The sequence below is a fragment of the Mesorhizobium sp. M1D.F.Ca.ET.043.01.1.1 genome, from assembly GCF_003952385.1.
Lineage (GTDB): Bacteria > Pseudomonadota > Alphaproteobacteria > Rhizobiales > Rhizobiaceae > Mesorhizobium.
Map to the genome: position 1 here is coordinate 199,707 of NZ_CP034444.1, position 22,953 is coordinate 222,659.

General features: G+C 62.3%; 24 protein-coding genes and 1 tRNA gene. 14 read left to right on the top strand and 11 right to left on the bottom strand.

All coding sequences use genetic code 11. The features are described 5' to 3' along the window. Complete coding sequence (locus tag EJ067_RS01110) at positions 1–306, top strand: hypothetical protein (protein WP_126084276.1); 306 nt, start codon at positions 1–3, stop codon at positions 304–306. 43 nt (positions 307–349) lie between these two features. Next, entirely contained in the window at positions 350–1,540 is a 1,191-nt protein-coding gene (locus EJ067_RS01115; RefSeq protein WP_126084277.1) for a hypothetical protein, read from the top strand. A 96-nt stretch (positions 1,541–1,636) separates the two neighbouring features. On the opposite strand, the gene aspS is transcribed toward EJ067_RS01115, so the two are convergent. Both aspS and EJ067_RS01125 read right to left on the bottom strand, forming a co-directional pair. Then, the gene (gene aspS, locus EJ067_RS01120) at positions 1,637–3,433 is read right to left on the bottom strand and encodes an aspartate--tRNA ligase (RefSeq protein ID WP_126084278.1); all 1,797 of its coding nucleotides are present in this window, start codon (positions 3,431–3,433) and stop codon (positions 1,637–1,639) included. A gap of 131 nt (positions 3,434–3,564) precedes the next feature. After that, positions 3,565–4,323, bottom strand: coding sequence for a DeoR/GlpR family DNA-binding transcription regulator (locus EJ067_RS01125; protein WP_126084279.1), 759 nt, complete (start codon positions 4,321–4,323; stop codon positions 3,565–3,567). A gap of 109 nt (positions 4,324–4,432) precedes the next feature. Between EJ067_RS01125 and EJ067_RS01130 the strand changes: the two genes are divergently transcribed. The 3 genes from EJ067_RS01130 (at position 4,433) to rnd (ending at position 8,378) form a co-directional block, all read left to right on the top strand. Then, the gene (locus EJ067_RS01130; RefSeq protein ID WP_126084280.1) at positions 4,433–5,665 is read left to right on the top strand and encodes an MFS transporter; all 1,233 of its coding nucleotides are present in this window, start codon (positions 4,433–4,435) and stop codon (positions 5,663–5,665) included. A 135-nt stretch (positions 5,666–5,800) separates the two neighbouring features. After that, positions 5,801–7,039: an MFS transporter gene (locus tag EJ067_RS01135; protein ID WP_126084281.1), complete on the top strand. Its 1,239-nt coding sequence runs from the start codon at positions 5,801–5,803 to the stop codon at positions 7,037–7,039. Positions 7,040–7,226: 187 nt separating this feature from the next. Beyond that, entirely contained in the window at positions 7,227–8,378 is a 1,152-nt protein-coding gene (gene rnd, locus EJ067_RS01140; RefSeq protein WP_126084282.1) for a ribonuclease D, read from the top strand. 44 nt (positions 8,379–8,422) lie between these two features. Here the strand turns inward: rnd and EJ067_RS01145 are convergent, their stop codons facing one another. The 3 genes from EJ067_RS01145 to guaB are packed head-to-tail and all read right to left on the bottom strand — an operon-like array spanning position 8,423 to position 10,951. Further along, entirely contained in the window at positions 8,423–8,842 is a 420-nt protein-coding gene (locus EJ067_RS01145; protein ID WP_126084283.1) for an MAPEG family protein, read from the bottom strand. Between the two features lie 17 nt (positions 8,843–8,859). Further along, on the bottom strand, positions 8,860–9,405 hold the full coding sequence (locus EJ067_RS01150; RefSeq protein ID WP_245468378.1) for a hypothetical protein: 546 nt from the start codon (positions 9,403–9,405) through the stop codon (positions 8,860–8,862). Between the two features lie 43 nt (positions 9,406–9,448). Next, positions 9,449–10,951: an IMP dehydrogenase gene (gene guaB / locus EJ067_RS01155; protein WP_126084285.1), complete on the bottom strand. Its 1,503-nt coding sequence runs from the start codon at positions 10,949–10,951 to the stop codon at positions 9,449–9,451. Between the two features lie 295 nt (positions 10,952–11,246). On the opposite strand from guaB, the gene EJ067_RS01160 reads away from it, so the two are divergent. Further along, the gene (locus EJ067_RS01160; RefSeq protein ID WP_126084286.1) at positions 11,247–12,668 is read left to right on the top strand and encodes an MFS transporter; all 1,422 of its coding nucleotides are present in this window, start codon (positions 11,247–11,249) and stop codon (positions 12,666–12,668) included. Between the two features lie 69 nt (positions 12,669–12,737). Here the strand turns inward: EJ067_RS01160 and EJ067_RS01165 are convergent, their stop codons facing one another. Continuing rightward, on the bottom strand, positions 12,738–13,433 hold the full coding sequence (locus tag EJ067_RS01165; RefSeq protein WP_126084287.1) for an RlmE family RNA methyltransferase: 696 nt from the start codon (positions 13,431–13,433) through the stop codon (positions 12,738–12,740). Between the two features lie 55 nt (positions 13,434–13,488). Beyond that, complete coding sequence (locus EJ067_RS01170) at positions 13,489–14,814, bottom strand: Ppx/GppA phosphatase family protein (RefSeq protein ID WP_126084288.1); 1,326 nt, start codon at positions 14,812–14,814, stop codon at positions 13,489–13,491. Between the two features lie 249 nt (positions 14,815–15,063). Here EJ067_RS01170 and EJ067_RS01175 point away from each other — a divergent pair, with 249 nt between their 5' ends. Next, complete coding sequence (locus EJ067_RS01175; protein WP_126084289.1) at positions 15,064–15,996, top strand: YbhN family protein; 933 nt, start codon at positions 15,064–15,066, stop codon at positions 15,994–15,996. Positions 15,997–16,139: 143 nt separating this feature from the next. Continuing rightward, positions 16,140–16,213 (top strand) — tRNA-Gln (locus EJ067_RS01180). Positions 16,214–16,260: 47 nt separating this feature from the next. Here the strand turns inward: EJ067_RS01180 and EJ067_RS01185 are convergent. The 3 genes from EJ067_RS01185 to EJ067_RS01195 are packed head-to-tail and all read right to left on the bottom strand — an operon-like array spanning position 16,261 to position 17,885. Further along, the gene (locus EJ067_RS01185) at positions 16,261–17,304 is read right to left on the bottom strand and encodes a tyrosine-type recombinase/integrase (RefSeq protein ID WP_126084290.1); all 1,044 of its coding nucleotides are present in this window, start codon (positions 17,302–17,304) and stop codon (positions 16,261–16,263) included. Beyond that, positions 17,288–17,485 (bottom strand): hypothetical protein, encoded by a 198-nt coding sequence (locus EJ067_RS01190; RefSeq protein ID WP_126084291.1) that lies wholly within the window; start codon positions 17,483–17,485, stop codon positions 17,288–17,290. Before EJ067_RS01190 ends, EJ067_RS01185 begins: the two co-directional genes overlap by 17 nt. A gap of 7 nt (positions 17,486–17,492) precedes the next feature. After that, positions 17,493–17,885 carry a hypothetical protein gene (locus EJ067_RS01195; protein ID WP_145965167.1) on the bottom strand — a complete coding sequence of 131 codons (393 nt, stop codon included), beginning with the start codon at positions 17,883–17,885 and terminating at the stop codon, positions 17,493–17,495. 441 nt (positions 17,886–18,326) lie between these two features. On the opposite strand from EJ067_RS01195, the gene EJ067_RS01200 reads away from it, so the two are divergent. The 3 genes from EJ067_RS01200 to EJ067_RS01210 all read left to right on the top strand — a co-directional run bounded on the left by EJ067_RS01200 (position 18,327) and on the right by EJ067_RS01210 (position 20,244). Next, positions 18,327–18,557, top strand: coding sequence for a hypothetical protein (locus EJ067_RS01200; protein ID WP_126084293.1), 231 nt, complete (start codon positions 18,327–18,329; stop codon positions 18,555–18,557). A 77-nt stretch (positions 18,558–18,634) separates the two neighbouring features. After that, positions 18,635–19,330, top strand: a complete 696-nt coding sequence (locus tag EJ067_RS01205; protein WP_126084294.1) for a hypothetical protein — start codon at positions 18,635–18,637, stop codon at positions 19,328–19,330. A 98-nt stretch (positions 19,331–19,428) separates the two neighbouring features. Further along, positions 19,429–20,244 (top strand): hypothetical protein, encoded by an 816-nt coding sequence (locus EJ067_RS01210; RefSeq protein WP_126084295.1) that lies wholly within the window; start codon positions 19,429–19,431, stop codon positions 20,242–20,244. A gap of 10 nt (positions 20,245–20,254) precedes the next feature. Here EJ067_RS01210 and EJ067_RS34335 read toward each other — a convergent pair whose 3' ends face one another. Beyond that, positions 20,255–20,413, bottom strand: coding sequence for a hypothetical protein (locus EJ067_RS34335; protein WP_189510282.1), 159 nt, complete (start codon positions 20,411–20,413; stop codon positions 20,255–20,257). 155 nt (positions 20,414–20,568) lie between these two features. Here EJ067_RS34335 and EJ067_RS01215 point away from each other — a divergent pair, with 155 nt between their 5' ends. From EJ067_RS01215 to EJ067_RS01225, 3 genes are read left to right on the top strand one after another with little or no spacing between them, the layout of a single operon-like run. Beyond that, the gene (locus EJ067_RS01215) at positions 20,569–21,171 is read left to right on the top strand and encodes a hypothetical protein (RefSeq protein WP_126084296.1); all 603 of its coding nucleotides are present in this window, start codon (positions 20,569–20,571) and stop codon (positions 21,169–21,171) included. Then, positions 21,168–21,929 carry a hypothetical protein gene (locus EJ067_RS01220; protein WP_126084297.1) on the top strand — a complete coding sequence of 254 codons (762 nt, stop codon included), beginning with the start codon at positions 21,168–21,170 and terminating at the stop codon, positions 21,927–21,929. The genes EJ067_RS01215 and EJ067_RS01220 overlap by 4 nt, the downstream gene beginning before the upstream one ends. Next, the gene (locus EJ067_RS01225) at positions 21,930–22,946 is read left to right on the top strand and encodes a hypothetical protein (protein ID WP_126084298.1); all 1,017 of its coding nucleotides are present in this window, start codon (positions 21,930–21,932) and stop codon (positions 22,944–22,946) included. The last annotated feature ends 7 nt before the right edge of the window (positions 22,947–22,953 follow it).

A 22,953-nucleotide genomic window follows, 5' to 3' on the forward strand; every position in this document is an offset into this window, starting at 1 on the left:
GTGCAGTCGCCACGAAAGACCGCAGCCGATGATGTGAAGGATTTCACGGAAGCGCCAAGGCGAACAATCCAGTTTCCCGCCGATCTGCAACCGGTATCGGCTGCCGGCGGGGCGCCGGCCAACATCAATCTGTTACATGCGCCCTCTATCTGGGCATGCAACGCGCCGGCGCAGGAGAGCCGCGGTCTTCATGACAAATTCACCGCACCATGCAAAGCGTGCCGGCCGGGTTTGCTTTTCATCGCCCTTTGCGACAAAGGTGCCAGGAAATGCCTTCTTCCCGTCCCGTTCGTCGCGGAATGGTGATGCAGCAGAAATTCAAAACACTTTCAGGACAGGGAACTCGCCAATGACAATCCAACGCTCAATGCTCAAGAAACTGGCTTTTTCGACCTTTCTGCTGACCCTGCCGCTCAACGCCGCCTTCGCCGCCGATCCGGCCGTGGCCGAGCGCGTCAAGGCAACGCTTGCCGCCCAGGGTGTCGATATTTCCTGGACCGGTGTGTCGGGTGACGGCTCGAACGTCGTTTTGCAGGGCGTCTCCATCAAGCCTGCCGCCGAGAAGGAAGCGCTGCCGATCGGCGACGTGAAGCTCGAAGGCGTCACCGAGGCCAATGGCGGCTTCGAGATCGCGACTGTCTCGACTTCGGCCCTCGAGCACTCCAAGGACGGCGTGACGCTCAACCTGAGCCCCTTTGTCATCCACGACATGAAGGTGCCGGCCGAAGGCAGCACCGACCCGCTCGGCTCGCTGATGATGTACAAGTCGGCCGAGCTCTCCAACATGACGGTCAAGGTCGGCGACAAGACGGCCTTCTCGATGGATGGGCTCGCCCTCCAGATCACCCCGCCGGCCGATGGCAAGGCGATGGACTTCACCGCCAACACGGAGAAGTTCAATGCCGATCTCTCGCTGGTCGAGGACCCGAAGTCGAAGGAAGCGATCGAGGCGCTCGGCTACCAGACCATCTCCGGCACCGTCTCGATGGCTGGCACCTGGCAGCCCAGCGACGGCAAGATGGAGCTGTCGAAATACGACATCGCGGTCGACAATGCCGGCACGCTCGGCATGACCTTCGATCTCGGCGGCTACACGGTCGACTTCATCAAGTCGATGCAGGAAATGCAGAAGAAATTCGCCGCGCAGCCCGAGGGCGCCGACAATTCGGCGCAAGGCATGGCCATGCTCGGCCTCCTGCAGCAGCTTTCCTTCAACGGCGCTTCGGTGCGCTTCGACGACGATTCGCTGACTGGCAAGGTCCTCGACTATGTCGGCAAGCAGCAGGGCATGTCGGCCAAGGACGTCGCCAACCAGGCCAAGGCGATCGTGCCGTTCGGCATGGCGCAGCTCAACAATCCCGAACTGACGGCCGAGGTGTCGGCCGCGGTGAACAAGTTCCTCGACGATCCGAAGAGCCTCGAGATCTCGGCCGAGCCGCCGTCGTCGGTGCCCTTCGCGCTGATCATGGCCGGCGCCATGTCCAACCCGCTCGACCTGCCGAAGACGCTCGGCGTCAAGGTCAAGGCGAACGAGGACTGATCGGGCGGAACGCTCAAACAAAAGCCCGGCAGCGATGCCGGGCTTTTTTGTTCAAGACCAATTCATTGAGCAGCAGGAACCGCTTGAGCGCGGTTTCTAACCTTCCTTCTTCGCCACCGCGACGCGCAGCGACAGTTCGCGAAGCTGCTGCGGAGTGGCTTCCGACGGGGCGTTCATCAAGAGGTCATAGGCCTGCTGGTTCATCGGGAACATGGTAACTTCGCGCAGGTTCTTGGCGCCGACCAGCAGCATGACGATGCGGTCGATACCGGCGGCCATGCCGCCATGCGGGGGCGCGCCATACTGGAAGGCGCGATAGAGACCGCCGAAGCGCTCCTCGACGGTCGCGCGATCGAGCCCGACCGTCTCGAAGGCCTTGACCATTGTTTCCGGCAGGTGGTTGCGGATGCCGCCGGAAGCGATCTCGAAGCCGTTGCAGACCATGTCGTACTGGAACGCCTTGATGCCGAGCAGGTCCTCGCCACCGAGCGCCTCGATGCCGCCCTGCGGCATCGAGAACGGGTTGTGGGCGAAGTCGATCCTCTTCTCCTCTTCGTTCCACTCGAAGAAGGGGAAGTCGACGATCCAGCACAGTTCGAAGCGGTCGCGGTCGACGAGGTTCAATTCCTCGCCGGCGCGGGTGCGTGCGGCACCCGCGAAGGCGACGAACTTTTTCGGATCGCCGGCAACGAAGAAGGCGGCATCGCCGTCGGCAACGCCGAGCTGCTGGCGGACGGCTTCGGTGCGCTCCTCGCCGATGTTCTTGGCGATCGGACCGGCGCCTTCAAGCTTGTCGCCCTCCTTGCGCCAGAAGATGTAGCCGAGGCCCGGCTGGCCCTCGCTCTGCGCCCATGAGTTCATGCGGTCGCAAAAGGCGCGGCTGCCGCCGGTCTTGGCGGGAATGGCCCAGACTTCGGCCTTGGGGTCGTTGGCCAGGATGTTGGCGAAGACCTTGAAGCCGGAATCGCGGAAGTGGTCGGAGACCGCCTGCATCTCGATCGGGTTGCGCAGGTCCGGCTTGTCGGTGCCGTAGGTGCGCATCGCCTCGTCGTAGGCAATGCGCCGGAACTTCTGGGTCACCGGCTTGCCGTCGGCGAAGGTCTCGAACACACCGCGAAGCACCGGCTCCATGGCGGAGAGCACGTCGTCCTGCTCGACGAAGCTCATCTCGAGGTCGAGCTGGTAGAACTCGCCGGGCAGACGGTCGGCACGCGGGTCCTCGTCGCGGAAGCAGGGCGCGATCTGGAAATAGCGGTCGAAGCCGGAGACCATGATCAACTGCTTGTACTGCTGCGGCGCCTGCGGCAGCGCGTAGAAGGTGCCGGGATGGATGCGCGAGGGCACCAGGAAGTCGCGCGCGCCCTCGGGCGAGGATGCGGTCAGGATCGGCGTCGAGAATTCGGTGAAGCCCACCTCGCCCATGCGCCTGCGCATCTCGGCGATGATCCTGGTGCGCGCCACGATGTTCTTGTGCAGCGTCTCGCGGCGCAAGTCGAGGAAGCGGTATTTCAGGCGGATGTCCTCGGGGTATTCAGGCTCGCCGAATACCGGCAGAGGCAGCTCCTTGGCCGCCGACAGCACCTCGATCTCGCGCGCGAAAATCTCGATCTCGCCGGTCGGCAGGTTGGGGTTGACGGTCTCCGGCAGGCGCGCCTTGACCTCGCCGTCGACGCGGATCACCCACTCGCCGCGCACGGTCTCGGCGATCTTGAAGGCCGGAGAATCCGGATCGGCGACGATCTGGGTCAGGCCGTAGTGGTCGCGCAAATCGATGAAGAGCAGCCCGCCATGGTCGCGCACGCGATGCACCCAGCCCGACAGGCGGACGGAATTGCCGACGTCGCTCTTTCTCAACTGGGCACAGGTATGGCTGCGGTAACGATGCATTGTCATTGGTGAAGTCCGGAATTGCGGGCGAAAGCCCGGCCCTGAAAATTGGCGCGAAAAGCGCATGAGAGGCCGGCTTTGTCAAGGCAACCGGTCACACAGGGGAAGCGGTCGTAAAGGCTCGGGGCTTCGGCCGCTCACGCGAAGCGGATTTCGGCGCCCTGTCGCTGGAAATCGGCGAGGATGGCGGCCGGCGCTGTCTTTTCGACCACAAGGTGACGGATCGCATCCGCTGCCGCGACACGATAAGGCGCCGCTGTGGCGAGCTTGTCGATGGTGGCGGCGATGACGATGCCGGCGCTGTTCCTGGCCATGGCGCGCTTGACCTCAGCCTCCGCCGAATCGAAGGCGGTGACGCCGCGCGAGGCATCGAGCCCGCAGGAGCCGAGAAAGAACAGATCGGCGCCGAGCTGAGCCACGGCGGCAAGCGTGTCACCACCGACGCAGGTGCCGAGGTCGCGGACGTATCGGCCGCCGAGCATGATCAGATCGACCAGGGGAAGATCGGCGAGTGCCGACGCAACACCGAGCGAATTGGTGGCCACGGTCAACTCGATATCACGCGGGATTGCCCTCGCGATCGCCTCATTGGTCGTGCCGCCGTCGATGAACAGGGTCTGCCCCGAGGTCAGCACGCCAGCGGCGGCTTTCGCCAGGCGCATCTTCTCCTCGACCGCATGGCCGCTGCGCTCGCTGATGGTTGCCGCCGCAAAGGGCGCTGACGCGACCGCGCCCCCGTAAACCCGGCGCAACTGCCCGGCTTTCGCCAGCTCGCGCAGATCACGGCGAACCGTATCTTCCGAAACCCCAAAGCGGCTGGCGAGCTCGCCTGCCAAAACTTTTCCTTCGGCTGCCAGCCGGTCGCGAATGAATTGGTGTCGTTCCTCGGTCAGCATGCACGATCCTATTTCTTTGTGCATATTCTTGCATGATTTGCATGTTTGTGCAAGAACTGATGTATCGGGCCGGCGATGCCGTCCGCCCTCCCCAACGGAAAGTGCCACGATGACCTTTGGCTTGAAACTCGCCCCTCAGCACCGCGTCTATGCCGGTTTCGCGATCTATTCCTTCGCCATGGGCAACATTTTCCCGCGCCTGCCGGACATAAAGCGCGCCATGGCGATCGAGGATGGCACGCTCGGGCTCAGCCTGATCGGGACACCGATCGGCACCTTGACGGCGCTGACCCTGGCGACTCCTGTCCTGGAGCGCGTCGGCTTTCGCCGGGCGCTGCTTTGGCTCGTGCCGCTGATCGCGCTTGTCTATTCCATCGCCGTGCATGCGCCGGGACCGGTCGCGCTGTTCCTGCTGCTGCTGCCGGTCGGGCTGATGATCGGCAGCGTCGAGATCATCCTGAATGTCGAGGCCGACAGGACAGAGTTCCTGCTCAAGCGCCGCATCATGAACCGGGCGCACTCCTTCTGGAGCGCGGGCTTCTTCGGCGCCGGGCTGTTCGGCGGCGCGATGGCGCATCTCGGCCTGTCGCCGCAGCTCCATCTGGCGCTGGTGGTGCCCATGGTGGCGGTTTCGATGACGCTGCTTCTCGGCGGCTTCGAGCCGGCGCCCGCCCGCTTCGCCAACTCCGGCGACAAGCCGCCGATGTTGGCGCGGCCGACGCTGCCGATCCTCGTCCTCGTCGCGGTGACGCTTTCGGCGATGCTCCTGGAAGGCGCCAGCATAGACTGGTCGGCGATCTACATGCGCACGGTGTTCGATTCCGGTCCGTTCGTCGCCGGCTTCACCGTGGCGCTGTTCGCCTTCTCGCAGGCAACCACGCGCTTCTTCGCCGACTCCTTCGTCGACCGCCATTCGCCAAGCGGCGTGGCGCGCGTGCTGCTGGCAACGATGGCGGCCGGCGTGCTCATCGTCTTCTTCTCGCCGCTGCCGTTCGTCTCGATGCTGGGCTTTGCCCTGCTGGGCATCGGCAGCAGCGCGATCTTCCCGCTGGCGATCTCGGCGGCGGCGCAACGGACGGATCGGCCGGCGGCGATCAACGTCGCGGCGCTTTCGCAGATCTCCTTCATCGCCTTCCTGCTCGGTCCGCCGCTGCTCGGCTTCGTATCGGACCATTGGGGCATCCGCTCCGCCTACGGAATCGGCATTCCCTTCATCGCGCTCAGCCTGCTGACCGCGGGCTCGCTCGGCCGGCGGCCGGCCGCAGAGAGCATCAGTGCGATTCCGGGCGAGACGCCGTCGACGGTCGTGCAGGAGATGGAAATACGGGCCGGTAGAGCTTAGGGGCCCCTTTCTTATTGGCCGCGATGTCGTCGGCCGAGCGCAAGAATGTGTCCATGTTCATGTCGCATTTGCCGCTAGCATTGACGCTATCTATGGTCCAAGAAGAGGTCACAGATCCGTGATTGCCTCTCTTCAATGTCTTCCATCCGCCCTCTTATCCCGCTCCTCATTGCCGCTGGCATTCTGCTTGGCGGCAACGGTCTGCAGGGCACGCTGATCGCATTGCGGGGCGCGCGGGAAGGCTTTTCCGCTTCCGATATCGGCCTCATGGGCACGTTCTATTTCGCCGGCTTCCTGCTCGGCTGCCTGGCGGTCACCCGTATCTTGAAGGCCGTCGGCCATGTCAGGGCTTTTGCCGCGCTGGCCGCGATCGCCTCGGTCGGCACGCTGCTTCTGGTGCTTGTCATCAACCCTGTCATGTGGTGCGCGGTCCGCTTTGCCGGCGGCTTCTGCTTCGCCGGCCTGTTCACCGTCATGGAAGCCTGGCTGAATTCTGGCGTCACCAACAAGGACCGCGCCCGGGTGCTCGCGATCTACCGCATGGTCGACATCGGCTCGGTGACCGGCGCGCAATTTCTTATTCCGGTCTTCGGCGCCGGCGGTTTCGCCATCTTCGCCGTCATGTCGATGATGATCACCTTTTCGCTGGTGCCGGTCTCGCTCGGGGACCGTTCGAACCCGGCGCCGCCGGAAGACGTCAAGCTCGACCTGCCGCGCGTCTGGCGAATCTCGCCGCTCGGCTCGATCGGCTGCATCGCCGTCGGCGTCACCAACAGCGCCTTCCGCACGCTGTCGCCGGTCTATGCCGAGGAGATCGGCATGTCAGTGGCCGATGTGGTGACTTTCGTCAGCGTCGGCATATTCGGGGGCGCCCTCATCCAGTATCCGCTGGGCTATCTCTCCGACCGGCGCGACCGGCGCACGGTGCTGTTGACGACGACGTTCTGCGCCATGCTTGCCGCGCTGGCACTGGCCTTCGTGGCGCGCGCCGACCCGTTCCTCAACTTCGTCATCGTCTTCATCTTCGGCAGCTTCGCCATGCCGCTCTATTCACTTTCGGCCGCGCATGCCAACGACCGGGCCGACAAAGGCGAGTTCGTGCTGATCAACGCCGCGCTGATGCTGTTCTATTCCTTCGGCGCGATCGGCGGTCCCATTGCGGCGTCGGCGGTGATGCAGCATTTCGGGCCGAGCGCGCTGTTCGTCTTCAACGCCTCGGTCTACGCCGTTCTCATCATCGTGATCCTCTACCGCATGCAGGTGCGGTCGGGCGTGCCGGCCGGCAGCCGCAGCCGCTTCACCGCGCTTTTGCGCACCTCGACGCTGTTCGCGCGGCTGGCGCGGCGGAGCGGCGATTCAGACAAGCAGGACTAGATCAGCATGACGTTTCGTTGAACCGCCATGCTGATCCAACTCTTTGTTGGAGCATTCTCCGAAAACCGGTTCCCACTTTTTTGCTTTCGCTGACCCTTCGGTTCGGGATCATGCTCTAGCAGCGGCTTGACGAAAGCGTTTGCGGCTGAAATTGAAAGAGGCCTGATATGATGCCAAAAGCGATTTGATGCACGTCATCACCACCCAACAAGAACTCGAGAGCGTCATCGCGGCGTTCGAAAAGTCGGACTTCGTCACCGTCGATACCGAATTCATCCGTGAAACGACCTTCTGGCCGATCCTCTGCCTCATCCAGATGGCCGCGCCCGGCGTGACGGCGCTGATCGATCCGCTGTCGCCCGACATCGACCTGAAACCGTTCTTCCGGCTGATGGCCAACGAAGCGGTGGTCAAGGTCTTCCACGCCGCCCGCCAGGACATCGAAATCATCGTCCATCTGGGCAACCTGGTGCCGCATCCGGTGTTCGACACGCAGGTGGCGGCGATGGTCTGCGGCTTCGGCGACAGCGTGTCCTACGATCAGCTGGTACAGCGCATCACCGGCGCGCGGCTCGACAAATCCTCGCGCTTCACCGACTGGCGGCACCGGCCGCTCTCCGACAAGCAGCTCGAATACGCGCTCGCCGACGTCACCCATCTGATCAAGGTCTACCAGCACCTCAGCGCCGAGCTGAAGCGGGAGGACCGCGGCCATTGGCTGAACGAAGAGATGGACGTTCTCACCTCGCGCGAGACCTACGATCCGCATCCCGAGGATGCCTGGAAGCGCCTGAAGATGCGGCTGCGCAAGCCGCAGGAACTGGCGATCGTGCAGGCAGTAGCTGCATGGCGTGAACGCGAGGCGCGCGAGCGCGACGTGCCGCGTGGCCGCGTGCTCAAGGACGACGCGATCTACGAGATCGCGCAACAGGCGCCGCGCGATGCAACGGCTCTCGGCCGGCTGCGCACGACGCCGAAGGGCTGGGAACGGTCGGCGACCGCGACCGCGCTGCTCGGCGCGGTCAACACGGCGCTTGCCCTGCCGAAGGAAGCGATGCCGAAGCTGCCGAAGACGTTCCAGCCACCGGAAGGCTCGAGCGCGGCGGCGGAACTGCTGAAGGTGCTGCTCAGGATCGTCGCCGAGAAGGAGGGTGTCGCCTCCAAGGTGCTCGCCTCCAGCGACGATATCGACCGCATCGCCGCGGAGGGCGACGCCGCCGACGTGCCGGCGCTGCAAGGCTGGCGGCGCGCCGTGTTCGGCGAGCAGGCGCTCAGACTGGTGCGCGGCGAGATCGGCATCAAGTTCGACAAGCGCAGGATCGCGGTGTTCGATCTTTAGCGTCTTTCCTTCTCTGCCAGGGGGGAGAAGGGAACTGGCACGACTCAAACCGCGCCGGCCAAGTGTAGGGCAAACCAGATCCAGGCGATGAGAAGCACGCCCGCGCCGAAGAAGAAGGCTCGGCTGCGGTGCAGCATGTAGTTTCTGGTGACATGCACCCAGGCGTGGACATAGCGCGTGACGACGAAGAGCCACATCAGCGCCAGCGTCAGGTAGTTGACGCCGTTGGTGACGAAGAGCGCCAGGCAAAGCACGTGAAACAGGACCGGCAGTTCGAACTGGTTGATCAGATTGTTGGCGACGGTGACGCTCGAGACCGGCTCGGTCGAGCGGACCTTGTACTGGCTGATCTTGGCCTCGCCGGACTTCACGGCAAGATAGCGCCGCTTCAGCATCACCAGATAGACGATGTAGACCAGGAGGACATGTGCCAGCATCGGCCAGAAGATGGCAGTCTGGTTCATCCCCACCCCCTGTCCGCTCAGCGCCGCTGCAGCGCCAGCGCGAACACCGCGACCACCGCGACGGGAATAGCCAGAAGCGCGAACTTGGTGACGGTCAGCGACGAGGCGAACGACAGCGAATCGGGATTGGCCGACTGGAAATCCGACAAAAGCCGCGCCACGGCAAAATTCTGCGCGTAGTCGGCGATCGTGTAGGGCAGCACCAGCACCAGCGCGGCCAGCGCCTGCAACTGCGCAGGCATGGCGCGAAAATTGCCGAGCCGCCGGCCGAAGGCCACGATCAGGCTGACCAGGGTGAGCGACAGCAGCGCCGGGAACAGCAAGTCGAAGGTCAGAAAGTGCCAAACGATGATGATCTCGCCGCCGCGCCGGCCGAGCGCAGTCAGCCATGCCATGCCTTCATCGGGCGTGAAGCCCGTGACGCGCATGTCGAGCGAAGGGAGCCCGCCGCTCAGCCGGCGGAAATAGAAGAACTCCAGCGCCGTCATGGCGATGAAGATCGCGGCGGAGGCGACGGAGAGAGCCGCCGCATGACGCGACAGGCGCAGCACCGTCACGATCAAACCACGCCACAGGCCCGGGCGATCCGGCCGTTCGCCGGCCTGATCATAGTCCGCCCGGATAGTTCGGGCTTTCGCGGGTGATCGTGACGTCATGGGCGTGGCTTTCACGAAGTCCGGCGTTCGATATGCGCACAAAGGTGGCGCGTTCGCGGAACTCGGCAAGATCGCGCCCACCCACATAACCCATAGCTGCTTTTAGGCCGCCTGCAAGCTGGTGCAGCACGCCAGCCACAGGTCCTTTGTAGGGAACCTGCCCCTCAATGCCTTCCGGGACCAGTTTCAGGGTGTCGCGCACCTCGGCCTGGAAGTAGCGGTCGGCCGAGCCGCGCGCCATCGCACCGACCGAGCCCATGCCGCGATAGGCCTTGAAGGAGCGGCCCTGGTGCAGATAGACCTCGCCCGGGCTTTCGTCGGTGCCGGCAAGCAGCGAGCCGATCATGGCGGCGCCCGCGCCGGCGGCGAGCGCCTTTGCGAGATCGCCCGAATATTTGATGCCGCCGTCGGCAATCACCGTCACGCCAGACTTCTCAGCCACCTCGACCGCCGACATGATCGCGGACAGCTGGGGCACACCGACGCCGGCGACGATGCGGGTGGTGCAGATCGAGCCCGGGCCAATGCCGACCTTGACGGCGTCGGCACCGGCATCGATCAGCGCCTGCGTGCCTTCGGCGGTGGCGACATTGCCGGCCAGGATGCGCACGGAATTGGAGAGCTTCTTGGCCCGCGTCACCGCATCCAAAACGCGCTGCGAGTGGCCATGCGCGGTGTCGATGACGAGCAAGTCGACGCCGGCGTCGATCAGGCGTTCGGCGCGCTCGAAGCCGTCGTCGCCGACGCTGGTGGCGGCGGCGGCGCGCAGCCGCCCCTGCACGTCCTTGGTGGCGTGCGGGTTGAGCTGCGACTTCTCGATGTCCTTGACGGTAATCAGGCCGACGCAATTGCCCTTCCGGTCGACCACCACCAGCTTCTCGATGCGGTGCCTATGCAGCAGGCGCTTGGCCTCGTCCTGGTCGACGTTCTCCTTCACCGTGATCAGGTTCTCACGGGTCATCAATTCGTAGACCTTCTGCGACGGATCGGAGGCGAAGCGCACGTCGCGGTTGGTGAGGATGCCGACCAGCCGGCCGACCGTGTGACCGCCGGTGCCGCCGTTTTCCACCACCGGAATGCCAGAAATGCCGTGCGAGCGCATCAGCGCCAGCGCGTCGGCCAGCGTCGCGTCGGGGCCAATGGTAACGGGATTGACCACCATGCCCGACTCGAATTTCTTCACCTGCCGGACCTGCTCGGCCTGCTCGGCCGGCGAGAAATTGCGGTGGATGACGCCGATGCCGCCGGCCTGCGCCATGGCGATCGCAAGCCTGGCCTCGGTGACGGTGTCCATGGCGGCCGACAGGATCGGCGTGTTGAGGTCGATGTCGCCGGCGATGCGGGTGCGGATGTCGGTCTCGCCGGGCATCACCTCGGAATGGCCGGGCTGCAGCAGCACGTCGTCGAAGGTCAGCGCCAATGCGCCGGTGGACGTCTCGATGATTTTTGCCATGGCCAGTCCTTTTGAATGCGGAAAAGGCGCCGGGCCGAAATGGCCAGCGCCGACTCTCATCTTCCCTTTCAGGATTGGCGCTGGCTGGTAACACGTCCTGCGAGCGATGAAAAGCCGATCGTTGCACTCCGTCGCAAAGTGTTGAGCATTGAGTTTTGAGGCCACCAGCGGTTGCGGTCGCGCAAAAGTGACAGCAATTTAATGCGACATCCGGGTTGAGGCATGATACCGCCCGGGCGTGCCGGCTCGCCCCCAGCCTGGCCTTGGAATCGCGAAGACAAATCAGGGCGCTCCCTTGAACCGCATCATCCCGCTCATCCTGGCGGTCGCACTTTTCATGGAGAACATGGATTCGACCGTGATCGCGACGTCGCTGCCGGCGATCGCCGTCGATATCCACACCAGCCCGATCGCGCTGAAGCTGGCGCTGACGGCCTATCTGGTGTCGCTGGCGATCTTCATCCCGATCAGCGGCTGGATGGCGGACCGGTTCGGGGCCAAGAACGTGTTTCGCGCCGCGATCGCCGTCTTCATCGCCGGATCGGTCGCCTGCGCCTTCTCCAACTCGCTGCCGGCCTTCGTGGTGTCGCGCTTCCTGCAAGGCATCGGCGGCGCCATGATGACGCCCGTCGGGCGCCTGGTACTGGTGCGCGCCACGCCGAAGAGCGAGCTGGTCGCTGCGATGTCGTGGCTGACGGTGCCGGCGCTTGTCGGTCCGCTTGTCGGTCCGCCGATCGGCGGCTTCATCACCACCTATTTCACCTGGCACTGGATTTTTCTCATCAACGTGCCGATCGGGCTGGTCGGCATCTGGCTTGCTACCCGCTATCTGCCGGCAACCGAGCCGACCGAGACGCCGCCGCTGGATTTTCCCGGTTTCGTGCTGAGCGGCCTTGCCGCGTCCGGCATTGTCTTCGGCCTCTCGGTGGTCAGCCTGCCCGCGCTGCCGCCGATCGCCGGCTTCATCACGGTTGCCGTCGGCCTGGTTTCGGGCGTGCTCTATCTCCTGCACGCACGGCGCGCCGAAAACCCGCTGCTGGCGCTGGAGCTGTTCCGCAACCAGGTGTTCCGCTCCTCCGTGCTCGGCGGCTCGCTGTTTCGCATCGGCATCGGCGCGGTGCCGTTCCTTCTGCCCCTGATGCTCCAGATCGGCTTCGGCCTGACGCCGTTCCAGTCCGGTATGATCACCTTCGTCTCGGCGATCGGCGCCATCGGCATGAAGTTCGTCACGGCGCTGCTTTTCCGCCTCGCCGGATTCCGCCGGGTGCTGATCTGGGGCTCGCTGATCGCCGCCGGCTCGATCGCCATCTATGGGCTTTTCACGCCTGAGACCCCCTATGCGCTGATGCTCGCGATCCTGCTGGTCGGCGGCTTCATCCGGTCGATGTTCTTCACCGGCGTCAACGCGCTCTCCTATGCCGAGATTTCCGCCGCCGACACCAGCAAGGCGACGCCGATCACCGCCGTCTTCCAGCAGCTTTCGATCGCGCTCGGCGTGGCGCTGGCCGGCGGCATCCTGGAAGTGTCGACCTCGATCCATGGCGGGCCGCTGACGCTCGGCGACTTCCACATCGCCTTCTTTATCGTCGCCGCCGTCTCGGCGGCGGCATCGGTGACCTTCATGCGGCTAGCGCCCGACGCCGGCAACGCGGTGTCGGGACATGGCAAATTGACGACGCCGAAGACGCTGGAGGCGGTGGGTGGGGCGGGGAAGTAGGCGCGCCCTCTCCTTCTCACCCTTGTTGTGGGAGAAGGTGGATCGGCCCGCAGCGCCGAGAGGGACGAGCTACCCTTTGAAATCCTTGGCTAGCAGATAAAGCTCCACCGACTCGTCGCGCGAAGCCGGCGGCTTGACGTGGTGGACCGAGCGGAAATTCTGCTTCAGCCGCGACAAGAGCTCGTTCTCGGCGCCGCCCTGAAAAGTCTTGGCGAGGAAATGCCCGCCGGGCTTCAGAACCTGCAGCGCGAAATCGGCCGCCACCTCGCACAGATGCATAGTGCGCAGATGGTCGGTGCGGCGGTGCCCGGTGGTGGGCGCCGCCATGTCCGACAGCACCACGTCGGGCTGGCCGCCGAGCGCCTCGGACAGCTTTTGCGGCGCTTCCGGATCGAGGAAATCCATCTCCAGGATGACTGCCCCCGGCACCGCGTCCATCTCGAGATAATCGATGCCGACGACATGCGGATTTTCGGCGCTCGATTTGGTGCGCGCCGCCGCCACCTGGCACCAGCCGCCGGGAGCGGCACCGAGGTCGATCACCTTCATGCCGGGTTTCAGGAGATGGTGCTTGTCGTCGATCTCGGTCAGCTTGTAGGCAGCGCGTGAGCGGTAGCCATCGGCCTTGGAGCGCTGCACGTAGGGATCGTTCATGTGGCGCTCGAGCCAGCGGCGCGAGGATTCCTTCAGGCCGCTCTTTTTCTTGATCCTGGTTTTCAGCACGCGCATGCCGGCCGAGCCCGGCTTTTCCGGCTTCTTTGTCATGAACGCTCACTTTTGCGCATGATCTTTTCCAAAAACCGGAATCCACTTTCTGGGATCATGCGCGGCGCCCGTCGTGACGCCAGGCGCCGTCATCGGCCATCAGCTCGCTCAAAATCCCCTCGCGCAACCCGCGGTCGGCAACGCGCAGCCGCTCGGACGGCCACACGCCGCGGATCGCTTCCAGGATGGCGCAGCCGGCAAGCACCAGGTCGGCGCGATCGGCCCCGATGCAGGGATTGGCGACGCGCTGCTGAAAATCCCAGCCGATCAGTTTTTCCACCATGCGGTCGACGCTCTGGCGGTCCATCCACAGCCCGTCGACGCGGCGACGGTCGTAGCGCTCGAGATCGAGATGGACGCCGGCCAGCGTCGTCACCGTGCCGGAGGTGCCGAGCAGATGGAACTGGGGGCTGGCCAGAACATGCGCAAGCCGGTCGCGCCCGTCGAAGGCCTTCAGCCTCACCGCGACATCCTCGACCATGGCTGCGAAGGTCTCGCGCGTCACCGTGCGGCCACCAAAACGCTCGGCGAGCGAGACGACGCCGACCGGAAGCGAAGTCCAGGAGACGATGTGGTTGGCGAGCCGCGGCGAGCGCTGGCCGCGGGTGAGGTCGATCAGCGCGATCTCGGACGAGCCGCCGCCGATATCGAACAACACCACGCCGCGCGTATCGCGCTCGACCAGCGAGCCGCAGCCGGAGACCGCCAGGCGGGCCTCGGTCTGGCGGTCGATGATTTCCAGCTTCAGCCCTGCCTCGCGCTCGACGCGCTCAAGGAACTCGACGCCGTTTTCGGCGGAGCGACAGGCCTCGGTGGCGATCAGCCTCGCCTTCCTGATCTTGCGATTGCGCAGCTTCTCGCCGCAGACCTTAAGCGCCTCGACGGCGCGATCCATGGCGGCCTGGCCAAGCCGCCCGCTGGCGGACAGCCCCTCACCCAGCCTGACGATGCGCGAAAAGGCATCGATGACGCGGAACTGGCCATGACGGCCGGGCACAGCGACCAGCAGCCGGCAATTGTTGGTGCCGAGATCGAGCGCGGCGAAGACGGGCAGTTCCAGATGCGGCGGCCGCGGGCCGTTCTGCACCGGTCGCGGTTGCGGCGATGGCGGCGCCGGATCTGGCGCATGGCCGGCAGGTGCGGCGGCGGGCACCGACAGCGGTATGCCGTTCTCGTCGCGTGCGAACACCTTGCGGCCGCGCCGGCGCTTGCGGCGCTTGCGCGTCTTGCCCTTCTGGTCTTCGCCTTGATTGTCGGCATGTCTTTGGTCGGCATGTCTGGCATGCGCACCCGCATGGCGGCTGAACCGCGCCGATTCCGTCGGCGATGCCCCGGACACACCCACTGCCGACGCGCCAGCGCCGGTATCGTGGTCTTCCACTGCAATTCCTTTCGGCGCCGCGCGAACCGGAAGGACGCAGCAGCTACCTAGATTTGTTTCAAGTTGAGGACAGACTAGCAGCGCGATCCGCAATCACCAAGAGCGGGTGACTTGATTTTTGGCGGCGTCACGCAGGGGCAATCTCTTGCCGGTTGAATAGCCGGCTTCAATCAGGCATGTCTCAAACGAGGGTTCGAGAGGGTTTGGGCAGCATCATATCCATGAGCTTAACTCCATGACGACGACGCCATGAACTGGAGGCGCTATTTCTGGCCGGTTATCGGCATAGCAGCCGTGGTGTTCTCGCTCTGGCTGCTCATCCACGAGCTGCGCGGCATTTCGCTCGACGACGTCTGGGCCGGTATCGTCGCCATCCCCGCGCGCGCCTGGGTGCTGGCGGCGCTAAGTTCCGTCGTCGCCTATGCCTCGCTCGCCGGCTACGACCACATCGCTTTGCTCCATATCGGCAAAAGAGTGTCCTGGCTCTTTGTCACCCTTTGCTCCTTCACCACCTATGCGCTGTCGCACAATATCGGCGGCTCGGTGCTGTCCGGCGCGGTGATCCGCTACCGCGCCTATGGCACGAGGGGGCTGACCGGCCAGGATGTCGGCATTCTGGTGGCGATCTGCTGGATCACCTTCGTGCTCTCCAGCCTGCTTGTCGGGGGCCTGGTGCTGGTGCTGGAGCCGCAGATCGTCGATCGTTTCACCACGACCCCGCACCACGAACTGGCTGCGGCGGCCGGCCTTCTCATGCTGATCCTGGTCGCGACATATGTGTTCTGCAGCTGGCTCCATCTGAGGCCGCTCAAGATCGGCAGCTTCCAGCTGCATTACCCGGCGCTGCCGATCGTGGCGCGGCAATTGGTGATCGGCCCGGTCGAACTGCTGGCAGCCGCAGCGATCATCTACTTTGTCCTGCCGGCCGCCGGCAATCCCGGCTATTTCGTCATACTGGGCGTGTTCATGGTGTCCTTCTCGGTAGGGTTATTGTCGCATGCGCCGGGCGCCCTCGGCGTTTTCGAGATCGTCTTCCTGGCCGGTTTGTCGCACATGGACCCGGTCGGTGTGCTTGCCGCGCTGTTGGTCTTCCGCCTGTTCTACCTGATTGTCCCGTTGCTCATCGGGCTCGGCGTGGTGCTGTTTTTCGAGCACTCGCAATACAGCCGCGGCGAGGATTGAGCCCCTTCCCCGCCGCGCCGAGCCAAAGCGATCAAAAGCTGCGATTGAAACGCGGCGCGGGGTTGACTATTTTCCGGCGGCGGCTACAAGGCAGCGCTCGCGGCACACAGCCGCCCGCTTCGCGCGATATCAGTCGCGCCTGCTGGGGAATAGGTTAACGGTAGACCCACGGACTCTGACTCCGTTAGTCCTGGTTCGAATCCAGGTTCCCCAGCCAATTGATTTTAAAGCGATTTTTCCGGTTCATTGTTGGAACATTTCGTGTCAGTCGGACGCGCGGTCGGGAATTTTGGTTCCCGTTTCGAGCTTGCGGATGGCGCTTTCCCCGAGCGCAGGGTCGCGGTTGAGGTAGTTTGAATCGAGAATTGCATGCACGTCACGCAGACTGTGCCCGGTTATTGTTGCGATCTCGGGCACAGAAGCCTGGACGAGTGCCAGGCGCGTTACCGCAGTTCCACGGAGATCGTTGAACGTGACACCGGTCACGCCAGCGGAAGCGCAGGCCTTGCGCCATGAAGAGCGAAAACCATCAGCCGTCCATGGCACGCCGTCGCTGTTGAGCAATATCTGCCCAACCTTGCCGCGCGTCGTCTCGAGCATTGACTTCAGTGGTGCGCCAACCGGTATCACAACCCGCCGTCCCGTCTTGGATTGCTGCAGGCGGAGGACCTTGCCGTCATATTGCTGCCAGGTCAGGCGCAACAGGTCACCTTGACGCTGGCCCGTCCACAAGGCCAGCATGAGCGCAAGATGAAGGTGCGCAGGCGCACTGGCATAGAATGCAGCCTCGTCTGCAGCGCTCCAGATATTCGCGGAACGAGAACCGCGATATAGGCGACCGCCCTTCTCACATGGATTGGCCGATACAAGACCGCGACCGTGCGCCCAGGAGAGAACTCGGGCCAGCACCTGCCAGCCATAATCAGCCTGCCGGCGAGACCTTTTCGCGCGCTCGTCGCGCCATTCCATAAAGATGCCGCGCGTGCGGCGGTCGCTCATGCCCGACAATGGAAAGTCGCCGAACTTCTTTTCGATCATCTTAATCAATTTGACATAATCGGCCCGGGTGCGTGGCGCTAAGTCGTCCCAATCCGAGCTGAGTTGAAAGGCGTTCAGGACGGAAAGCAGGGCTCCTTGGCGAGGGTATATCTTGCGCGTGATTGCAGCATTGTATGCTGCCATGAATTCGGCGTCTCCCGGCTTGCCCGGCAGCCTAGGTCCACCTTTCCACGCCCAGTAGTAAGTAACGACGCTACCATTAGCGAGCGTCTTGGTGCGGCTGTTCAGTCCCTTAAGACGAACGCGCATGGTTCTTCATCCACTTGTCGACGGCATTTTCCGGCTCGCTCGTCTTTTCGGCGGCGATGACAACGATCCTTCCGGTAACCGGATCGATTTCGACCCTGCCTGGCTCCATGTTTCCTTTGCGCGCACCTTTGATGGCGCGTGCAACATCAGAGACTTTGAAGGAGACAGGAGTACCGGCCATAGTCCGCTTATCCTTCCTCCGACGCAGTAATGCCTAGCTTGTCAAGCACATGGTCAACAATCGCGCGAACATTCAAGAATGTAGCCACGCCCTTGTTGTTCTTCATGGTATCGCTGAGCGTGGCCTGACCGGAGCCTGCATGAAAGTAAGTTATGCGCGTAGGCCCAGCATCCCTTGCGGCGACGACAGTACCCTCCCCTTCCATCAACATTATCTTCGTCTCAGGCGGGGTCTCTTCGCTAAAGCTGAACCCGACGATCTCGTCGCCACGATCGTCCTCATCGAGCATTCTACCGACATATAGCTCGAGACCGAACAGCAGATCCTTGCCTTGGACGAACGCAACTGCGTCGTCGGCCCCCAACCCGTGGCGCGTCAGAACGACGACTAATCGCACCATGCAAATGTCAAGTATCGAAAAATGATTGACGGTTCTGCCGCCCCACAACTCAGGGAACAAACCGTTTCGGCGGCGCCAAGCCCGAAAGGTCACGTCCTTACACCCTGCTGCTTCGCAGACTTTGGCAGCGGGGAAGACTCGGTCTGTGGCGTATATCATGCTACGACTGTAGCACGACCACCGTGACGCTACAAGCGTAGCGCGTTCGCTTTCGATTGCTGTGGGACCCGCTCGCCGCCGGCGGCGTCGACATGTTGAGGCAATGTTGGCTTAGCTTGAGCGGTAGCGCGCGCCAAGCGTGCCTGCGAGTCGGAGAATTGTCAGCGATTATGTCACCGAAATTTGTGTCGGCTTCGTCTCCAACCCCGCGGTGGCCCGGCGACAGCTCACTGCAGCAAGGATCTATTTTGCCTCCACGTAGGCCCCACATCGCATTTGTGGGTGCGCCAAGCCCAAGCCATCAACCAGGCGAACCAGTACATTCTCATGGAAGTCGTTCGCGACCTTGCCAGCGCCAAGCAGGATCCTGAGCGCTATCTCTCGGACATGTTCGAGCGGATCAGCGCAAGAGCTGATCGAGGGCCAATCGAAAAAGAGGCCCATCCGGTCAATTTGGAATTCCGCAACACCATCTCGATGTTCTTCGCCAAGGCGCGCCACAAGCTGGCATAGAACGACGGCGGGAGCTTGTTTCGGTGCTCTTCCCGTGAAACATACCGGAGAGGGTCAAAGCGGGGGCGCTAAACCAAATGGATGTTTTTGGGCGACTAAGCGACTACGACGTTTTTGCTTATCTGCCGCAAGGCTTTTTCGTCCTGGCGGCGGCCGACTTCTTCTTCGGCACCAGCTTTGTCATCCATGCCAACTGGGACGTTTCCACCGGCGTCTTCGTTCTGTTTCTCTCCTACGCAGCCGGCCACCTGGTGGCCGGGCCCGCCTCGCGACTGCTCGAGGCCGGGATTGTTCACGACATGCTTAAGCCGCCGTCGGTTCACCTTTTGCTGGCCGAGCCTTCGGCCTCGCAACTGTCCCAATTTCTGCTCCCATCCTATTTCTCCCCCTTGTCACGGACAATGAGGGCTCGTGTTCAAACAGCGCTGGAGAAAGCAGGGTCGGATCTGCGAGGTGATGAAGCCTACTGGGTGGCCTATTCGGTGGCCAAGCGAGACGAACACGCAAAGCCGAGGCTTGCGAACTTTCTGAACGTCTATGGCTTTTGCCGCAATCTGTCTTTTATCGCCGCGGTCACAGCCGAGCTGCTTTTCGTCCAGGCATGGGTGGCGCCGCGACTGGACACCTTCGGCAGCGCCGCCCACGAATTTGCGGCAGCCGTGGGCTTCGCCCTTATTTCATTTCAACTTTTCAAGCGCTATCTGAAATTCTATCGACTCTACAGCATCGAAGTCTTCGTGACCTTTGCGACTTCGCAGGCTGGGGAAAAGTGAAAAAACTCAGTGGGAAACTAGGCGCTGTGACTTATCCGGCCTTGCTTTTTTAACGTTACGGCAAAATCTGACGCGACGCAAAATTCGGGCTCATCAATATGCAATTGCAGATATTCGACGTCGAGCATGGGGCGTGTGCCCTTGCTACTTGCGACGACAACTCTCGGCTCATGATCGACTGCGGCCAGAACGGCCTCACGGGCTGGCGACCGGGCAACTATCTCTACGACCGCCAGATCTACAATCTCGATATGCTGGCGATCACCAACTACGATGAAGACCACGTCGCCGGCCTGCCGAACCTCTTCGATCGAGGAATCGACATCCAATGGCTTTGGAGAAACAAATCGGTCACCTCGCAAACCATCCGCAAGTTGAAAAGCGAGGATGGTATGGGCGCCGGGATCGCCAAGCTGGTGGACGTCATTGACAACGTCTTCACCGCCGGCACCGGCGGCTTGGCGACGCCTCAGCCTTCATTCGCCGGAATGACCAGGAAGGTGTTCTATAACGACTATCCAGCTTTCGACGATGAAAACAATCTTAGCATGGTCGTGCACCTGAACTGCCACGGTGTCGGCATGATGTTCCCCGGCGACCTTGAGCGGGCGGGCTGGCTAAAACTTCTGGAACAGGAGGATTTTCGGGAGGCGTTGAAGAATACACATGTGCTTGTCGCCTCACACCACGGCCGAGAGAATGGCTGTTGTGAAGAAATATTCCATTACTGCAAGCCGTACTATGTCGTGATTTCAGACAAGGGTTATATGTACGACACGCAAGAGACGATACCCTTCTACCGTCGTTTTACCCGCAGCGGCGCATTTCGGGGGGCGACAAGAAACGTTTTGACCACGCGAAAGGATGGCATGATCACGTTTGCGTTCAACCATGGATCCTGGGGACCGTATTGAGGGATTGCGCCTAGCCCGCAATCGCATGCCCAAGCGCGATACCCAGACCGATGGCGAGGCCCGTGGCGAGACTGCCAAGCATCTGAAACAGGAAGGCGCTGGACCGCTCGCGCAGGCCCGGCTGCGGGGCTTTCAAAAGGCGCACCAGATCGTCGAAAGCGGTTTCCACGATCCGACAATATCGCGAACGGATTCCCGTGTGAATCTCCTCCGCGATGAACCCGGCCGAGACACGTTCATTGCCGTGTAAACCGAAAAATTTGCCTAAAAAGCAGGTGCTTCCTAAATTTGTGGTTGGTTCGCAAAAGCACGATGGGGACTTGTTTGGAAAAGCTTTACATCAACGAGCTTTCGATCGATCATCGGCCGAAAGGCATACCGTACGGCCCAGGCGTCCGCGACGACGGGACCGAAAACTTCGGCTTTAAAAATCTGAAGGGCGAGCTGCATCGCCTGTCGGAAATTCCTGAGCTTGCCGAAGATCCGGCCCTTTTCGACCTGGTCAGCAAGATCAACAAACCGGAGACCGGACTGCTTACGATCGGTTGCGTCAGCGGGCCAGTGATAAAGGACGATCGCGGCTTTCACTTTTCAGGCTATGTCGAGTTTGCCTTCAACGATGCCGACAAGATCGCTGACGCGGCCCACTATTTTCCTGTCTTCTTTCATTGGGACCGGGGTCTGGATGGCGACAAATTCAGCCAACGCGTGAGATTTGATTGGCGGCTTAAGCCTGCCCACTTCGCCGATGCCAATGTCGGCGGCTTCACCGCGATCATTGTGATCAACACGGCGTTTCTCGAAACGGAGGCCGCCGCCCGCATCGCATGGAACACCGCCTTGGACTGGCTTGGCGATTATCTCGCGTCCGTACCCGACGAGGCCGCCCCCGGTCGGCGGCTCTACCCGCGCGAGCGCAAAGAATGAAGCTCTGGTTGCCTTGCTCACACTGCGTAGACGCGGCCACAGCGCCTTTGATCGCGGGGCCGGCGACGCTCAAGGATTCTGGCCTGGCGATCGTCGATTGCCCTAAAGGGCATCAATCAGCAGTGATGTTCGACGAGCGGAAATACTGGGTCCTGCTCATGTCGGCGTGCAACGCCTACTGCGACGGGCACTTCAGGGAGAGCGTCTCCAGCATGGCCGCGGCCATCGAGCGCGCCTATGAATTTTACGTTCGCTGTTCCATGCATTCGAAAGGCTTGTCGCTCGACCAGGTCGAAGAATTCTGGAAGCCGCTTTCCCACATGTCGGAACGGCAGTTCGGCGCTTTTTGCGCGCTCTACTATCTCGACACGAAATCTCGGTTCGAGATGCCCGGCAAACAGATCGAATTCAGGAACCGGGTCATCCATCAAGGCTACCTTCCTTCTGAGGCGGAGCTGCTGGAATATGGAAGGTTCGCCTTCAATGTTTTGCGATCGCTTACAAAAACAGTTGATGGCTTCGGCCGGCAATTCGTGAGGAGCGTGCAGGACCTATATCTCGCAAAGCAGAAAAGCGAAATTCCGGACGGCATGCCGTACTTGACCTTTAACGGGTTTCAGGTGCGCGTTGATCAAGAAAATAACGCAACCCCCGTCGAAAGCTTCGAAGAGTTCGTCGTTTCATTTGTGAATGGTCAAAATTGGATGGAAGGTTGGGCCCCACCAAAAGGAGGCAGCCAGGATACTGCGAGCGCATGAATGATGGATCACACGCCAAAGCCCCTGAACACTCTCCAAGACCTTCACGACGAACTCTCCGCCCTTGACGACGAGATGCGCAAGAACGGCGTGCCGCCACACGCCAGGATGTTTCGCGCCTGGCGCGATTTCTGCCTTCGGCGAGGCCTGGCACTGAACTTCCGGCCGACAATAGAAGATCCCAGTCCCGACGATCTCAGCCTCGGAGCATTGACAGCGCACATCTCCAATTGGTTCAAGCAGCGCTATGATACCCGATCTCGCATCGTCTATAGCCCTTCGATCGGTGTTATCGACATCGACGGCGATCGGCTCCGCATGTCGGTGCCCATGATCCAGGCCGGACAGGTCGACGTCGAGATCAACCCTGCACGCCTTGGATATCGCTATCGGCGAATCGCCCGCTCTCCACGGTCATTGAAGGACAACCTTCTCAATCTGCTCGACGGCATGACCCAGCAATACGCGAACAGCCTTCCGCCGAGTGCCTATGCCGCAGTGGCAGAACAGGCCGCGCTGATCATATCGGTCTACAACGAGATGAGCGCCCGCCTCGCCAACACCCTGGTCAAGGAAGCTGCGGTCGACCTCGATAGCGGCGCCCTCGCCCTGATGGACGGCGTATCTCAAGGCCACGCTCGATGGTCCTTCCTTCAGGCCGCCGAAAAATCAATCAAAGCTTTGCTGCAGTTCGACGGGGTGCCGTATGACAAATATTTCAAGGCAGGCCACAATCTTTACAAACTGCAGGAGCTGTCAACGAAGCTAAAGGGCAGCAAGGTGATGACCAGCGCAGTCATCGACGCCGTACTGTGCGAAGCTAAGGTTCGCTACGGCGAAATTCCGTCGTCTCCAACCGAGGCGATGGCCGCTTATAGGAACTCGCTTCTCATAATTCGTGAAGCGCTGAAGGGTATCGCGACACAACGCAGATTCGGCGCCGCAATCTATCCGGGCCCATTCCCGGACGGACATTTCGACGCGATCGCCGACTGCGTCCCGCCAGGCAAGCCCTGACGGCAGC

Excerpts from the sequence above, each read along its gene's own strand:
- EJ067_RS01115 (WP_126084277.1), top strand. The coding sequence starts at position 350 with ATGACAATCCAACGCTCAATGCTCAAGAAACTGGCTTTTTCGACCTTT.
- aspS (WP_126084278.1), bottom strand. The coding sequence starts at position 3,433 with ATGACAATGCATCGTTACCGCAGCCATACCTGTGCCCAGTTGAGAAAG.
- EJ067_RS01125 (WP_126084279.1), bottom strand. The coding sequence starts at position 4,323 with ATGCTGACCGAGGAACGACACCAATTCATTCGCGACCGGCTGGCAGCC.
- EJ067_RS01130 (WP_126084280.1), top strand. The coding sequence starts at position 4,433 with ATGACCTTTGGCTTGAAACTCGCCCCTCAGCACCGCGTCTATGCCGGT.
- EJ067_RS01135 (WP_126084281.1), top strand. The coding sequence starts at position 5,801 with ATGTCTTCCATCCGCCCTCTTATCCCGCTCCTCATTGCCGCTGGCATT.
- rnd (WP_126084282.1), top strand. The coding sequence starts at position 7,227 with ATGCACGTCATCACCACCCAACAAGAACTCGAGAGCGTCATCGCGGCG.
- EJ067_RS01145 (WP_126084283.1), bottom strand. The coding sequence starts at position 8,842 with ATGAACCAGACTGCCATCTTCTGGCCGATGCTGGCACATGTCCTCCTG.
- guaB (WP_126084285.1), bottom strand. The coding sequence starts at position 10,951 with ATGGCAAAAATCATCGAGACGTCCACCGGCGCATTGGCGCTGACCTTC.
- EJ067_RS01165 (WP_126084287.1), bottom strand. The coding sequence starts at position 13,433 with ATGACAAAGAAGCCGGAAAAGCCGGGCTCGGCCGGCATGCGCGTGCTG.
- EJ067_RS01175 (WP_126084289.1), top strand. The coding sequence starts at position 15,064 with ATGAACTGGAGGCGCTATTTCTGGCCGGTTATCGGCATAGCAGCCGTG.
- EJ067_RS01185 (WP_126084290.1), bottom strand. The coding sequence starts at position 17,304 with ATGCGCGTTCGTCTTAAGGGACTGAACAGCCGCACCAAGACGCTCGCT.
- EJ067_RS01190 (WP_126084291.1), bottom strand. The coding sequence starts at position 17,485 with ATGGCCGGTACTCCTGTCTCCTTCAAAGTCTCTGATGTTGCACGCGCC.
- EJ067_RS01195 (WP_145965167.1), bottom strand. The coding sequence starts at position 17,885 with ATGGTGCGATTAGTCGTCGTTCTGACGCGCCACGGGTTGGGGGCCGAC.
- EJ067_RS01205 (WP_126084294.1), top strand. The coding sequence starts at position 18,635 with ATGGATGTTTTTGGGCGACTAAGCGACTACGACGTTTTTGCTTATCTG.
- EJ067_RS01210 (WP_126084295.1), top strand. The coding sequence starts at position 19,429 with ATGCAATTGCAGATATTCGACGTCGAGCATGGGGCGTGTGCCCTTGCT.
- EJ067_RS01220 (WP_126084297.1), top strand. The coding sequence starts at position 21,168 with ATGAAGCTCTGGTTGCCTTGCTCACACTGCGTAGACGCGGCCACAGCG.
- EJ067_RS01225 (WP_126084298.1), top strand. The coding sequence starts at position 21,930 with ATGATGGATCACACGCCAAAGCCCCTGAACACTCTCCAAGACCTTCAC.